Genomic DNA, 12071 nt, shown 5'->3' with positions numbered 1-12071 from the left:
TTCATGGCTAGAGACACCTACACCGAATTCGCCAACACCAGCTTCGGCCGCACCCTGACCAAGAACCTCGGTCTCCCGCAGCCGGCGAAGCTGCGCCGCCACCGGCCCGGACGCCCGCTCATCGAAGGCCCCGTGGTCGTGCTGGGCAGCTCCGAGGCCGCCTCGGCGCTCGCGGACCGGCTGCTCGGCTGGGACCTCGATGTCCGCCGCAACGTCGGGCCCAAGGAGAAGGTGGCCGGCGTCGTCGCCTGCTTCGACTCCGCCTCCAGCCCCGCGGACCTCAGCAGCACCGTGCTGGAGATCGGGATGCTGCTCAAGCAGCTCAAGCCCTCCGGCCGGGTCATCACCGTCTCGCGCGATCCGCAGGGCACCTCGGATCCGGCCGTGCGCGCCGCCCGCAGCGCGGTCCAGGGCCTGACCCGCTCGACGGCGCACGAGATGCGCGCCGGCGGCACCGCCAACGGCATCGTGCTCGCCGACGACCTGGACCCCTCAGCGCCCGGTGCGGCCGGAGCGCTGCGCTTCCTGCTCTCCGGACGCTCGGCCTTCGTCTCGGGACAGTTCATCTCGGTGGACAGCGTCAACGGGGCGCTGCCGGGCAACTGGGACCGCCCGCTGCAGGGCCAGGTCGCAGTGGTCACCGGCGCCGCCCGCGGCATCGGCGCGTCCATCGCCCGGGTGCTGCACCGCGACGGCGCCACACTGATCCTGGTGGACATCCCCGCCGCAGGCGAGCAGCTCGCCGGCGTCGCCAACGAGGTCTCCGGCACCGCGCTGCAATTGGACATCACCGCACCCGACGCCGGGGACCGGATCCTCGCCCACGCGGAGCAGCACCACGGACGGCTCGACATCGTGGTGCACAACGCCGGGATCACCCGGGACAAGCTGCTCGCCAACATGGACGAGTCCCGCTGGAACTCGGTCATCGCAGTCAACATCGAGTCGCAGCTGCGGATGAACCGGGCCTTCCTGGCCTCGGAGCTCTTCAACGCCGACGCCCGCGGCGCGATGGGTCCGCGGATCATCTCGCTGGCCTCGACCTCCGGGATCGCCGGCAACCGCGGCCAGACCAACTACGCGGCCTCCAAGGCCGGGGTCATGGGGATGGTCTCCGCGACCGCCGCCCAGCTGGCCGCCCGGCACGGCACCATCAACGCCGTCGCACCGGGCTTCATCGAGACCGAGATGACGGCGAAGATCCCCTTCGCCACCCGGGAGGTCGCCCGGCGGCTGAACTCGCTGAACCAGGGCGGACTGCCCGTGGACGTGGCCGAGACGATCGCGTTCCTGGCCTCGCCGCAGGCCGGGGGCACCTCCGGGCTGACCCTGCGGGTCTGCGGACAGAACCTCGTGGGGGCCTGAGCCATGGTCACTGAAATCGAGATGCCCTCGCTGAGCAGCCTCTACGGCCGCGCCGCCTTGGGCGCCGCGCGCTCGAAGCTGCGCCCGGGCGCTGGCGCCCGCACCCTGCCGGGCAGGTCCGTGCTGGCCCAGCACCCAGGGGTCAGCGTCGAGCAGGCGGAGAGCTACCGCCGGCTCTTCGGCGGAGAATCCTTCGACGGCGCCCACCGCGCCGCGCTGCCCTCGGTGCTGGTCCACATCATCGGGTTCCCGATGCAGATGGCTCTGATGAGCGACGGCGAGTTCCCGCTGCCGCTGATGGGGCTTGTGCATGTGGCCAACGAGGTTGAGCACCTGCGCCCGGTCCGGGTGGGCCAGCCGGTGCAGATCCTGGTGGCCGCGGAGAATCTGCGCCCGCACCGCCGAGGCACCCAGGTCGACATCAAGGTCACCGTGCTCGAGCAGGGGGCAGACCCGGCGAACGCTGACTCGGAGAATGCAGCGGAGACCTCGGTGCTGTGGCGCTCGGTCTCGACCTATCTCAGCAAGGGCACCCAGCTGGGCACAGAGATCTCTGCAGACTCGGGGTCCACGGACGTGACCCGCTCCGACGCCGAGCCGAAGTCCTTCGTCCCGCCGGTCAAGACCGCCTCCTGGCGGCTGGGCTCGGAGGCGGGCAGGGCGTATGCCGCCGTGTCGGGGGACTACAACCCGATCCACGTCTCCCAGCTCGCCGCCAAGGCGCTGGGCATGCCCGCCGCGATCGTGCACGGCATGTACTGCGCGGGCAGGATGCTGGAAGGGCGGGAGCCCGAGGGCGCCGGACACCGCTGGTGGATCCGCTTCGAGGCGCCGGTGACCCTGCCCGGGACCGTGGCGTTCGCCGCGGAGCCGCATGGGCCCAAGGCGGTGCGCTTCACCGGCTGGAACCCGCGCAAGGCCCGGCGGCATTTCAGCGCCGAGCTGCAGCTGCCCTGATCCGGCTGCCCTGATTCGGTGCCGGAGGAGTCTGCACAGGATTCTGACCTGCAGCACCACGGCCGGTCTTTCCACCCCAGGATCCGCGTGGGACCCGGGCCGCTAGGATGAGCCCCATGGCTTCTCAGCGGACCGGGTCCTCGCGGACCGGCACACAGCGCGGCGGCGGTGCGGGCCGCGGTGCGAACAAGGCCGAGGGCCTTGACTTTCGCAGCGTGGAACCCGCCCCGCTGATCCTGCTCAAGGGCAACGAGGACTACCTCGCCGGCCGGGCGCTGGACAAGATCAAGCGGGCACTCCGGGCGCAGCACCCGGACCTGGAGTTCACCCGGCTCGACGTCGCAGTCGCCGGACCGGGAGAGCTGTTCACCGTCACCTCGCCCTCGCTCTTCGGCGAGGCGCGCCTGGTCCTGGCCGAGGACCTCGCCTCGATGAACGACACCTTCCTCACCGACGCCCTGGCCTACCTCGAGGAGAAGCCCGAGGACGTGACCCTGGTGCTGCGGCACAGCGGCGGCAACCGGGGCAAGAAGCTGCTGGACGCGCTGGCCAGGCGCGCCGTCGTCGTCGACTGTGCAGGGACCCGCAACGACAACGAGAAGCTCGACTTCGTGCGCCGCGAGTTCCGCGCCGCCGGACGTGAGATCCACGCCGACGGCGCCCGCGCGCTGGTGGCCGCCGCCGGCTCCACGCTCTCGGACCTCGGCGGGGCCTGCCAGCAGCTCATGGCCGACGTCGCCGGGGACATCACCGAGGAACACGTGGACCGCTATCACGGGGGCCGGGTCGAGGCCAGCGCCTTCAAGGTGGCCGACGCCGCCTTCGAGGGTCGCCGCGAGGCCGCCACCCGGCTCTACCGCCACGCCATCGCCACCGGGGTCTCGCCCATCGCCGTCACCGCCGCGCTGGCCCGCAAGGGCCGGCACATCGCAGCGCTGGTGGACCATCGCGGCAGCCCCGCCGCGCTGGCCGCCACCCTCGGTGCTCCACCGTGGCAGCTGCAGCAGGTCGCCGAGACCGCGCGGCGCTGGCACCCGCTGCGCGCGGCCGAGGCCATCGAGGCGATCGCCCGCGCCGACGCCGAGGCCAAGGGCGCCTCGCGGACCCCGGAATACGCGGTGGAACGCGCCATCACCGTGATCGCCTCCTCGGCGGGCCGCTGAGCCCGACGCCGAGCCGGACGCCGAGCCCGACGCCGAGCCCGGCACCGGACCTGACACACACCCTGACACCGCCCTGCTCGGTGGCTGGAGTGCGGCTTCTCTGCTATCGTCTATAGGCAGTGTCTGGGGTTCGAAAGAGCCCCAAAACCCTGCGGCAGCAAGTCTCGCGCAGTCCTGGGCCCTCTACCTCAATGGGCTGCGCAATCGCTATGGCAACCCCACGCCACTGAAGTTTGTCTGCTGCCGGCCGACAGGGATGTATCCTCACGTCCAGTGACCTCAGACAGAAAGACAACTCGTGGCAAACATCAAGTCTCAGAAGAAGCGCATTCTCACCAACGAGAAGGCGCGCCAGCGCAACCAGGGCGTCAAGTCCCAGCTGCGGACCGCCATCAAGAAGGTCCGCAACGCTGTTGCCGCCGGCGACAAGGACGCAGCGATCGCAGCCAACCGCGAGGCAGCTCGCAGGCTCGACAAGGCCGTCTCCAAGGGCGTTCTGCACAAGAACAACGCCGCCAACCGCAAGTCCGGTCTGGCCGCCACCGTCAACGCTCTGTGAGCTTGACTCTCTAGAACGTCCGCTCACACGCGAGCGAGCAACGGGGCCCTGCGCGCTGCGCGGGGCCCCGTTCGTGTAAGACCTGACCGCGCCGTCGGCAGCGTCCCAGCGCAGCCACCGCCGCAGTCATGGAACAATGAAGTGCCAGGTGCAGCACAATGCCCGGCGTCTCGACGAAGCAAAGGACTCCCACCACCGTGTCACCGAAGGCCCGCAGCTCGCAGGTGCCCGCCGCCACTGACCCCAGTGTCATCAGGAACTTCTGCATCATTGCGCACATCGACCACGGCAAGTCCACGCTTGCGGACCGCATGCTGCAGCTGACCGGGGTGGTGCAGGCCCGCGACATGAAGGCCCAGTATCTCGACCGGATGGCCATCGAGCGCGACCGCGGCATCACCATCAAGTCCCAGGCCGTGCGGATGCCCTGGGAGCTCGACGGGCAGACCTACGCCTTCCACATGATCGACACCCCGGGCCACGTGGACTTCTCCTACGAGGTGTCCCGCTCCCTCGCCGCCTGCGAAGGCGCGCTGCTCCTGGTCGACGCCGCCCAGGGCATCGAGGCGCAGACCCTGGCCAACCTCTACCTGGCCATGGAGCACGACCTCAAGATCATCCCGGTGCTGAACAAGATCGACCTGCCCTCGGCCCAGCCGGAGAAGTACGCCGAGGAGATCGCCTACCTGATCGGCTGCGAGCCTGAGGACGTGCTGCGCGTCTCCGGCAAGACCGGCGACGGCGTCGAGGAGCTGCTGGACAAGATCGTCGCCGAGATCCCCGCCCCGCAGGGCGACGCCGACGCTCCGGCCCGCGCGATGATCTTCGACTCCGTCTATGACACCTACCGCGGCGTGGTCACCTTCGTGCGCGTGGTCGACGGCAAGCTCTCGCACCGCGAGAAGATCAAGATGATGTCCACCGGCGCCACCCACGAGCTGCTCGAGATCGGGGTCTCCTCCCCGGAGCCCGAGGCCACCAAGGGTCTCGGCGTCGGCGAGGTCGGCTACCTGATCACCGGTGTGAAGGACGTGCGCCTCTCCAAGGTCGGTGACACCGTCACCGCCCAGAACCGGCCCGCCGCGGAGATCATCGGCGGCTACGACGACCCCAGCCCGATGGTCTTCTCCGGGCTCTTCCCGCTCGACGGCTCCGACTTCCCGGTGCTGCGCGAGGCCCTGGAGAAGCTGCAGCTCAACGATGCCGCACTGAACTTCGAGCCGGAGACCTCCACCGCGCTGGGCTTCGGCTTCCGCGTGGGCTTCCTGGGCCTGCTCCACCTGGAGATCACCCGGGAACGGCTCGAGACCGAGTACAACCTTGATCTGATCTCCACCGCTCCCAACGTGGTCTACGAGGTCACCGCCGAGGACGGCGAGATCCATCGGGTGACCAACCCATCGGAGTTCCCCGAGGGCAAGGTCAGCGAGATCCGCGAACCGATCGTGGACGCCACGGTCATCGTCCCCGCCGAGTTCATCGGCCCGGTCATGGAGCTCTGCCAGTCCCGGCGCGGCACCATGGAAGGCATGGACTACCTCTCCGCCGAACGCGTGGAGATCCGCTACAAGATGCCGCTGGCCGAGATCGTCTTCGACTTCTTCGACCAGCTGAAGTCCCGCACCAAGGGCTACGCCTCGCTGAACTGGCAGGGCACCGGTCAGCAGGCCGCCGACCTGGTCAAGGTCGACATCCTGCTCCAGGGTGATCAGGTCGACGCGTTCTCCGCGATCACCCACCGCGACTCCGCCTACGCCTACGGGGTCAAGATGGCCTCCCGGCTGAAGGACCTGATCCCGCGCCAGCAGTTCGAGGTCCCGATCCAGGCCGCCATCGGCTCGCGGATCATCGCCCGCGAGAACATCCGCGCGATCCGCAAGGACGTGCTCTCCAAGTGCTACGGCGGCGACATCAGCCGCAAGCGCAAGCTGCTGGAGAAGCAGAAGGAGGGCAAGAAGCGGATGAAGATGGTCGGCACCGTGGAGGTGCCGCAGGAGGCCTTCATCGCCGCGCTGTCCTCGGACGAGGACGCCGGCAAGGACAAGGCCGGCAAAGAGAAGGCCGGGAAGAAGTAGGCGTTGCCCTCCACCCTTCCCCTCGGCGACCCGGTCCCCGCCGACGGCGGCTTTCCCGCCGCCGTGCAGCGGGCCCTGCCCGCCCGTGCCGAGGTGCCCTTCGGCCTCTACGTGCACATCCCGTTCTGCAGCGTGCGCTGCGGCTACTGCGACTTCAACACCTACACCGCCGAGGACCTCGGCCCCGGCGCCTCCCAGGTGTCCTACCCGGACACGCTGATCTCCGAGCTGGTCTTCGCCCGCTCAGTGCTCGACGCCATGGGTGCCCCGGAGCGCCCGTTCTCCACGGTGTTCTTCGGCGGCGGCACCCCGACGCTGCTGCCGCCCGAGGAGCTCGCCCGGATCCTCACCCGGGCCCGTGAGCTCTTCGGCTTCCGTCCGGACGCCGAGATCACCACCGAGGCCAATCCCGACACCATCACCGCTGCCACCGCGCAGGTCCTCGCCGAGGCCGGGTTCACCCGGCTGAGCCTGGGCATGCAGTCCGCCGTGCCGGAGGTGCTGCGCACCCTGGACCGCACCCATGACCCGGCCAACGTGGAGCGCGCGGTCCAAGCCGCCCGCACCGCCGGCCTGCAGGTCAGCCTGGATCTGATCTCCGGCACGCCGGGGGAGAGCCTCGAAGACTGGCGCACCAGCCTGGACCACGCGGTCGCGCTGCGGCCGGACCACATCTCGGCCTATTCGCTGATCATCGAAGAGGGCACGGCGATGGCCGCCAAGATCAAGCGCGGCGTGCTGCCCGACATCGACCCCGATGATCAGGCAGACAAGTACCTGCTCACCGATCAGGTGCTCGGCGCCGCCGGGATGAGCTGGTACGAGGTCTCCAACTTCTCCACCAGTGCCGCGACCCGCTCGGAGCACAACCTGAACTACTGGGTGGACTCCGACTGGTGGGGCGCCGGGCCTGGCGCACACTCCCATGTGGCCGGACTGCGCTGGTGGAACGTGAAGCACCCCGCGGCCTATGCACAGCGGCTCTCCAGCGGCACCACCCCGGGCCACGGCCGGGAGCTGCTGGCGGATCAGGACAAGACCCTGGAGCACCTGATGCTGCGGGTGCGTCTGGCCGACGGGCTCGACGTCGCCGGGTACAACGCGCTGCCGGAGCTGCGCCGCAGCCAGGGCGAGAAGATCTCGCGGAAGAGCCTGCAGTCACTGGTGCATGACGGGCTGATCGACGACGACGCCGCGGAGCCCAGCACCGCTCATCCGCAGGGCCGAGCGGTGCTCACCCTGCGCGGACGGCTGCTGGCCGATGCCGTGACCCGCCGACTGGCGCCCTGACCGAAGGCCGGGCGCTCGGTGGAGCAGGCGGCGATGCCCAGCGGATCAGCTGAGGATTCTCAGTGGATCAGGCGAAGGTTCAAGGGGTACCGGTAGGGGCGGCCCTTGTTGCACTGGATGCCGGCCACGAGCCCAGAGATGGTCATCGTGACCCAGATCAGCACCGCGAGGAGGCCGAAGACCCAACCGATGGCCGGGATCAGGGCAAGGATGTAGCAGGCCAGCATCACTGCGGTCAGCGGAAGCGTGAAGTTCAGCGCCTCTTTGGACTCCTGGGCGGTGAACGGGCCGCGGTCGCGGTAGACCAGATACACCGCGAGGGCGGGGAAGCAGCCGATGAGCGCGCCGAAGTGCGACAACGTGGCCCAGCGTCGATCCTCTGCCGGGGTCAGCGCCGCGGCGGCAGCGGAGGAACCCTTCAGGCGTGCAGAAGAATCCGTTCGAGCATCCTGCCCCGACCGGTCACCCTGGGGTTTCTGATTATGCTCCACTGCACCTCCGTGTCTGCGATGCCACCCTTGCGGCACCTGGCCGTTCCCGATTCGAATTCTACCCAATCGGCCTGGACATCGACTGGCCGACGGAGGCGTGTCGGAGTCCAGATTCTGCGCGCTGCGCCTGTGTGCCCGGACCCGGTGGTCTCGCTCGGTTCCTAAGTTCAGTGCTCCACCGTGACGAAGTCGATCAGCTCCTCCACCCGACCGAGCAGCGAGGGCTCGAGATCCGCGTAGCTGCTGACCTGGCCGAGGATCCGTTTCCACCCGTGCGCGATGTCACGCTGGTTCGCATGCGGCCAGCCCAGCGCCTGCAGCGTGCCGACCTTGATGTCCTGACTGCGCGGGATGTCCGGCCAGCGCTTCAGCCCGAAGAGATGCGGCTTCACGGCCTGCCAGACATCCACATAGGGATGGCCCAGGACAGCGATGTTGCCCTGTGCGCCGCGCTGCTGCATGACCTCGCGGGCGATGCGCGACTCCTTGGAGCCGGGGACCAGGTGATCCAGCAGCACTCCGACCCGACGCCGGGGTCCCGGCCCGAACGCGCGGATCGCGCCGAGCAGGTCATCGGCGCCGTGCAGCGGCTCCACGACGATGCCTTCGATCCGCAGGTCCTCGCCCCAGACCTTCTCCACCAGCTCGGCGTCGTGGGTGCCCTCGACCCAGATCCGTGAGGCCCGGGCGACCCGCGCCGGCGCGTTCGCCACCGCCACCGAACCCGAGGCGGTGCGGGTGGGCTTCGCCGCGGCGGCCCGCGGGGTGGGGGGAGTCAGCTCCACCGGCTGGCCCTCATACAGGAAGCCGTGGCCCAGCGGGAAGGAGCGGACCTTGCCGCGCCGGTCCTCGAGACTCACCACATGGACACCGCCGGAGGCCTCCACCGAGATGATGGCGCCGACCCAGCCGGACTCCACCTCCTCGATCACGGCGCCGTAGTCGGCGGGCATCGCGGAGACCTTGCGGAGCTGGCTCTGGCGGAGCCGGGAGAGGTCCTGGGCACCCCAGTTCAGGGTGGAGGAGGGACGCCAGTCGGGGAAGTGCGGAGCGCTCATGATCACCCATTGTAGAATTGGCACTTGTACTCGAAGAGTGCCAGAAGTTCAGGAGGCGCCAAGCTTACATGTCAGACACCCGTCGTCTGCAGGTTCTGCGTGCCATCGTGGAGGACTACGTCCAGACCCGGGAGCCGGTCGGATCCCGGGCCCTGGTGGAGCGCCATGACCTGGAGGTCTCGCCCGCCACGATCCGCAACGATATGGCCCACCTCGAGGAGGAGGGTCTGATCGCCGCCCCGCACACCTCTGCCGGGCGGATCCCCACCGACCTCGGCTACCGACGTTTCGTGGACAAGATCACCGAGGTCCGTCCGCTCTCGGCCGCCGAGCGGCGCGCCATGGACACCCTGCTCGAGACCGCCGATGACCACGACGCGATGCTCGAGCACACCGTGCGGCTGCTCGCGATGCTCACCAACCAGGTCGCCGTGATCCAGCATCCGCAGCGCTCCACCGCGAAGATCCGACATATCGACATCGTCTCGATGTCCTCGCACAAGGCGCTGGCCATCGTGATCCTCTCCTCCGGGAAGGTCGAGCAGCGCATGGTCACCCTCGCCGACGCGATCGGCGACGACTCGCTGCACCGGATCGCCCAGGTGCTCTCCACCGAACTGCATCAGCGCTCCATCTCTGCCCTGCCGCTGCCCACCGACACCCTGATCAGCCGGGTGGAGCCGGTGCTGCGGCCGTCCATGGCGATCATCGCCCAGGCGGTGGAGACGATCCTCGAGTCTTCCCGCGTGGATCGCATCATCATGGCCGGGACTGCTAACCTCGCCAGGTCGGGCCGCGACCTCGGTCCCTCCATCGGTCCCATTCTTGAGGCGCTCGAGGAACAAGTAGTGCTGCTTCGACTGTTGACAGAGATGGAGCAGGACCGACGCGGTCTCTCCATCCGCATCGGTCACGAGACCAGTCATGATTCGCTGATCGAGACCGCTGTCGTCGCAGCAGAGTATGGCTCCCAGGCGGGAGCCGAAGGTGCCAAGCTCGGCGTCGTCGGTCCGACCCGCATGGATTACGGCTCCACCATGTCCGCGGTGCGCGCAATGGCGCGCTACCTGTCCCGAATTCTCTCCGAAGGGTGAACGTCCTTGAAGATGACGACTGACTATTACGAAGCGCTCGGCGTCAGCCGCTCGGCGTCCACCGAAGAGATCAAGAAGGCCTACCGCAAACAGGCCCGCAAGCTTCACCCTGATGTGAACCCCTCCGAGGATGCCGCCGAGCAGTTCAAGGCGCTCGGCCGCGCCTACGAGGTGCTCTCCGACCCGCAGAAGCGGCAGAACTACGACGCCACCGGTGATGAGAACGGCCGCTCCGGATTCCCCGGCGGCGGAGCAGGCGGCGCCGGCTTCGGCGGCTTCGGCGACATCTTCGAGACCTTCTTCGGCGGGGGAGGCGGAGGCCCCGCCTCACGCACCCGCCGCGGCCAGGATTCGCTGATCCGGGTCCGCATCGACCTGCGCGACGCCGTGTTCGGCACCACCAAGGAGGTGGAGCTGGAGACCGCCGTGACCTGCACGGTCTGCGACGGCTCCTGCACCCGCAAGGGCACCTCGCCCACCACCTGCCCGGACTGTCACGGCCAGGGCCAGGTCCAGCGGCCGATGCGCTCGATCCTGGGCACCGTCATCCAGACCCAGACCTGCGCCCGCTGCGCCGGCTTCGGCAACATCATCGAGGACCCCTGCCAGGAGTGCGACGGCCAGGGTCGGGTGCGCGAGCGCAAGTCCCTGAAGGTCAAGGTCCCGGCAGGCGTGGACCGGGGCAACCGGATCCACCTGGCCGGCGAGGGCGAGGCCGGACTGGCCGGCGGCCCCTCCGGAGACCTGTTCATCGAGGTCGAGGTCAAGCAGCACGAGGTCTTCACCCGCCGCGGCAACGACCTGCACGCCACGGTCTCGATCCCGATGACCGCGGCCGCCCTGGGCACCACGGTCGACCTGGACACCTTCGACGGCGCCGAGGAGCTCACCGTGAAGCCGGGCACCCAGTCCGGTGAGGTGCTCACGCTCAAGGAGCGCGGGGTGACCCACCTGCGCGGCGGCGGTCGCGGCGCGCTGAAGGTGCACCTGAAGGTCGAGACCCCCACCAAGGTCTCCGACCGCGAGGCCCAGCTGCTGCGCGAACTCGCCCTCGAGCGCGGTGAGGAGCGCGGGGAGTCCACCACCGAACACCGTGGCGTCTTCGCCAAGCTTCGCGAACGCTGGGACGCGCTCTAGAGATGCGCGATCTGAGATGACGGCACCGCTGTTCCACCTCGGCCCGGGTGCGCTGGACGACGCGGCCGTGGCCGAGGTGGTCACGCTCACCGGCGCGGAGGGCCACCATGCCGCCACCGTGATGCGGCTGCAGCCCGGCGAGCCGGTGCTGCTCTCCGACACCGTGGGGCGGCGCGCCGAAGGCCGCGTCCGCTCCGCCGGCGGCGGGCAGCTCGAGGTGGAGATCCTCGCCGTGATCGAGGAGCCGGTGCCGCTGCCCCGGCTGGTGCTGGTCCAGGCGCTTGCCAAGGACCGCCGCGACCTCCAAGGCGTGGAGTCCGCCACCGAGCTCGGCGTGGACGCGGTGATCCCCTGGCACGCCGAACGCTCAGTGGCCCGCTGGAAGGCCGGCCGCGAGACCAAGAAGCACGCCGAGTGGGTCGCCCTGGTGACGACCGCGGCCAAACAGACCAGACGCACCACCATCCCCGAGGTGCGCCCGCTGCAGAGCACCGCCGGCTACCTCACGGCGATCCGGTCCGCGGGCGCCGAGATCGGCGTCGTCGTGCTGCATGAGACCGACGAGACCTCGCTGGCCCAGGCCATCGCCGCGCTGCAGAAGCCCGCACGCAAGGATCCGACGCTGAAGGATCCGATGCAGCAGGATTCCACGCACCAGCTGCAGGAGCTGCACCTGGTCGTCGGTCCGGAGGGCGGGATCAGCGACCGCGAGATCGAGCTGCTCACCGGCGCCGGAGCGCAGGTCGCCCGGCTCGGCCCCACCGTGCTGCGCTCCTCCACCGCCGGTCCCGCGGCGCTGGCCGCCGCGCAGCTGCTGCTGGGCCGCTGGGACTGGGGTGCTGAGACTGGTCAGCCTGAGCAGACCGCATAGACTGGGGACCA

General features: G+C 69.4%; 11 protein-coding genes. 9 read left to right on the top strand and 2 right to left on the bottom strand.

The genetic code is table 11. The features are described 5' to 3' along the window. Positions 1-3: 3 nt before the first annotated feature. The 6 genes from LSI54_RS10815 (at position 4) to hemW (ending at position 7409) form a co-directional block, all read left to right on the top strand. A complete protein-coding gene (locus LSI54_RS10815; protein ID WP_241469717.1) occupies positions 4-1365 on the top strand; it encodes a 3-oxoacyl-ACP reductase in 1362 nt (453 codons plus the stop codon). A gap of 3 nt (positions 1366-1368) precedes the next feature. Further along, the gene (locus LSI54_RS10810; RefSeq protein ID WP_241464532.1) at positions 1369-2322 is read left to right on the top strand and encodes a MaoC/PaaZ C-terminal domain-containing protein; all 954 of its coding nucleotides are present in this window, start codon (positions 1369-1371) and stop codon (positions 2320-2322) included. 116 nt (positions 2323-2438) lie between these two features. Beyond that, a complete protein-coding gene (gene holA / locus LSI54_RS10805; protein WP_342357821.1) occupies positions 2439-3485 on the top strand; it encodes a DNA polymerase III subunit delta in 1047 nt (348 codons plus the stop codon). A 298-nt stretch (positions 3486-3783) separates the two neighbouring features. Beyond that, on the top strand, positions 3784-4044 hold the full coding sequence (gene rpsT / locus LSI54_RS10800; RefSeq protein ID WP_241464534.1) for a 30S ribosomal protein S20: 261 nt from the start codon (positions 3784-3786) through the stop codon (positions 4042-4044). Between the two features lie 197 nt (positions 4045-4241). After that, a complete protein-coding gene (gene lepA, locus LSI54_RS10795; protein WP_241464535.1) occupies positions 4242-6119 on the top strand; it encodes a translation elongation factor 4 in 1878 nt (625 codons plus the stop codon). A 3-nt stretch (positions 6120-6122) separates the two neighbouring features. Next, positions 6123-7409, top strand: a complete 1287-nt coding sequence (gene hemW, locus LSI54_RS10790; protein WP_241478358.1) for a radical SAM family heme chaperone HemW — start codon at positions 6123-6125, stop codon at positions 7407-7409. Between the two features lie 59 nt (positions 7410-7468). Here hemW and LSI54_RS10785 read toward each other — a convergent pair whose 3' ends face one another. After that, complete coding sequence (locus LSI54_RS10785; RefSeq protein ID WP_241464537.1) at positions 7469-7900, bottom strand: DUF4870 domain-containing protein; 432 nt, start codon at positions 7898-7900, stop codon at positions 7469-7471. Between the two features lie 167 nt (positions 7901-8067). Next, positions 8068-8958: a DUF3097 domain-containing protein gene (locus tag LSI54_RS10780; RefSeq protein ID WP_241478357.1), complete on the bottom strand. Its 891-nt coding sequence runs from the start codon at positions 8956-8958 to the stop codon at positions 8068-8070. 68 nt (positions 8959-9026) lie between these two features. On the opposite strand from LSI54_RS10780, the gene hrcA reads away from it, so the two are divergent. The 3 genes from hrcA to LSI54_RS10765 are packed head-to-tail and all read left to right on the top strand — an operon-like array spanning position 9027 to position 12060. Beyond that, on the top strand, positions 9027-10052 hold the full coding sequence (gene hrcA / locus LSI54_RS10775) for a heat-inducible transcriptional repressor HrcA (protein ID WP_241464539.1): 1026 nt from the start codon (positions 9027-9029) through the stop codon (positions 10050-10052). Positions 10053-10064: 12 nt separating this feature from the next. Beyond that, the gene (gene dnaJ / locus LSI54_RS10770) at positions 10065-11189 is read left to right on the top strand and encodes a molecular chaperone DnaJ (protein ID WP_241464540.1); all 1125 of its coding nucleotides are present in this window, start codon (positions 10065-10067) and stop codon (positions 11187-11189) included. A gap of 16 nt (positions 11190-11205) precedes the next feature. Beyond that, positions 11206-12060 carry a 16S rRNA (uracil(1498)-N(3))-methyltransferase gene (locus LSI54_RS10765; RefSeq protein WP_241478356.1) on the top strand — a complete coding sequence of 285 codons (855 nt, stop codon included), beginning with the start codon at positions 11206-11208 and terminating at the stop codon, positions 12058-12060. The last annotated feature ends 11 nt before the right edge of the window (positions 12061-12071 follow it).

The organism is Nesterenkonia sp. AY15 (assembly GCF_022565855.1).
Lineage (GTDB): Bacteria > Actinomycetota > Actinomycetes > Actinomycetales > Micrococcaceae > Nesterenkonia.
Note: the sequence above shows the minus strand (reverse complement) of the source record. Positions and strands in the feature narration are given on the sequence as shown.